The organism is Arthrobacter sp. HMWF013 (genome assembly GCF_003061105.1).
Taxonomy (GTDB): Bacteria; Actinomycetota; Actinomycetes; order Actinomycetales; family Micrococcaceae; genus Arthrobacter.
Map to the genome: position 1 here is coordinate 1 of NZ_QAIQ01000328.1, position 2,473 is coordinate 2,473.

The window sequence follows — 2,473 nt, forward strand, 5'->3', positions numbered from 1 at the left end:
GCAGTGCAGCCCGGAGGCCGTCGTCGTACGTCATGAGTTCAGTGGTGGCCACGGGGAGGCGGCGCTGCGCCGGAAGCCGCAACTGCCCGCCGGGGCTGACGGTCTCGCCGTCCCAGCGGCCGAAAAGGTGGAACGTTGGCGTGGAGGATTCCACCTCAGGTTCGCCGATCGCCGAGCCAATGGGGTGCCACTGGTGCGCGAAAACCACGGCGAATCGCGTGGCGCCGAGTACCTCGGCCAGGGCCCGGCGGGCGGCGTTCGTACACAGCAGCCAGTCCGCGGCCGATCGCAGATCGAAGGCAATGGCGGGGTTGCTCAGCCGGATCAGGAGGTGGCCGGCGGTCAGCGCCGTCCGGGGCCGGGCCACTTCCCACATGTCCGATGCGTAAAGCAGCCGTCTGGACAGATTCATAAGCCAACTCCTTCCCCCGCCTGAGGATACCAAGCGTGTGACAAAGAAGTGACGGATGTGACCACTAGGGTTGCAGGGTGGGGAAACTGCTGGCCGATGTCACACCGCTCAGGGAGAGCCCTGCCTTCCGCCGGCTCTGGCTGGGCTCCGCCGTTTCCGCGGTCGGCAGCCAGCTCACCCTGGTGGCGGTCAGCCTGGAAGTTTACCGGCTCACGCAGGACAGCTTCTACGTTGGCCTGCTGGGTGTTTTCGCGCTCGTGCCGCTGGTGGTGGGGGGACTGCTGGGCGGGTCCATCGCCGATTCGCACGACCGCCGCACCGTTGCACTCCTTGCCACCTCCGTCCTCTGGCTGACCACCGGCCTGATCGCCCTCCAGTCCTGGCTCCAGCTCGGAAACGTCTGGGTGCTCTACCTCCTGGTGGCTCTGCAAAGCGGCGCCCAGGCCATCAACCAGCCGGCACGCAGCGCCATTATCCCCGTGCTCATCCGCAAGGAACTGCTGCCTGCCGCCAACGCGCTGAGCATGGTTTCCTTCGGGCTGGCCATGACGGTGGGGCCGCTCTTGGCCGGCGTGCTGGTTGCCTGGGTGGGCTTCGGCTGGACGTACACGATCGACTTCATCAGTTTCGCTTTTGTGCTGTGGGCCGTCTTCCGGCTGCCGTCCATGCCGCCTTCGGGCAGTGCAGGGCGGGCCGGCATCAGGTCTGTCATCGAGGGCTTCCGGTTCCTTGGCACCCGGCCCAACCTGCGGATGACGTTCGTCATCGATCTCGTGGCCATGATCCTCGCCCAGCCGCGGGCGCTGATGCCCGCCATTGGCGCCGTGATGATCGGCGGCGGTGAGTCCACGGTGGGAATCCTGCTCGCTTCCACCGCGGTGGGGGCGTTCCTGGCCGGGCTCTTTTCCGGGCCGCTGGGCCATGTCCGGTGGCAGGGGAGGGCCGTGGTGTGGTCCGTCATGGGCTGGGGCGCCTCGATTGCCGGCTTTGGGGTGGTGGTGCTTCTGGCCGGAAGAACGGACGACGGCGGCGCGACCCTCTGGCTGGTTCCGGCAGCTTTGTGCTGTGCACTGGCAGGGATCGCGGACTCCATCAGCGCCGTTTTCCGGCACACCATCCTGCAGGCCGCCACCCCGGACCACCTGCGCGGACGGCTGCAGGGCGTCTTCATCGTGGTGGTGGCCGGCGGCCCGCGCGTGGGTGACCTGCTGGCCGGGGGTGGGACTAAAATTCTGAGTGAGGGATGGGTGCTGCTGCTCGGCGGGGTTCTGTGCATTGCACTCGCATGGCTCGCCGCACAGCTGCAACCGGGCTTCAGGAAGTACGATGCCCATCACCCGGTGCCTTAGGGCCGGCCACACAGAGGCGGAGGAGCGGACGTGCACAAGCATTACAACGGCCTCAAAACTGCGGCGCTCTTTGGCGCCCTCTGGGCAGTCCTCCTTGGACTGGGCGGCCTGATCGGGCTGAACACCCGCAGCTCGGCGCCCATCTGGATCATGGCCCTCATCGGCGTGGCCACCACGGCCTACGGCTACTGGAACAGCGACAAGATCGCCATCCGCTCCATGCAGGCCTACCCCGTCACGGAGGCCCAGGCGCCCCAGCTCTACCAGATCGTCCGCGAGCTTTCCGTCCGGGCCAACCAGCCCATGCCGCGGATCTACCTCTCACCCACCATGAACCCGAACGCGTTCGCCACCGGCCGCAACCCCCGGAATGCCGCGGTCTGCTGCACCGAGGGGATCCTGCAGCTGCTGGACGCCCGCGAACTCCGCGGGGTCCTGGGGCACGAGCTGATGCATGTGTACAACCGGGACATCCTTACCTCGTCCGTGGCTGCCGCGGTGGCCGGCGTGATCACGTCCGTGGGCCAGATGCTGCTCTTCTTCGGCGGCGGCGACCGGCGCAACTCCAACCCCCTGGCCATGCTGGCCATGGCCCTGTTGGCGCCGTTCGCGGCCTCCCTGATCCAGCTCGCCATCACCCGCACCAGGGAGTACGACGCCGACGAGGACGGTTCGCAGCTGACCGGAGATCCGCTGGCACTCGCCTCCGCCC

At 67.7% G+C, this 2,473-nt stretch carries 2 protein-coding genes and 1 pseudogene; 2 read left to right on the top strand and 1 reads right to left on the bottom strand.

The annotated features are described in order from the left end of the window. Window positions 1-412: pseudogene (locus tag DBR22_RS12350) on the bottom strand (hypothetical protein); the annotation flags it as partial. 77 nt (window positions 413-489) lie between these two features. On the opposite strand from DBR22_RS12350, the gene DBR22_RS12355 reads away from it, so the two are divergent. Next, on the top strand, window positions 490-1,761 hold the full coding sequence (locus DBR22_RS12355; protein WP_108599260.1) for an MFS transporter: 1,272 nt from the start codon (window positions 490-492) through the stop codon (window positions 1,759-1,761). Window positions 1,762-1,791: 30 nt separating this feature from the next. After that, on the top strand, window positions 1,792-2,473 hold a 682-nt coding region (locus tag DBR22_RS12360), incomplete at its 3' end, for a M48 family metalloprotease (RefSeq protein ID WP_108599261.1).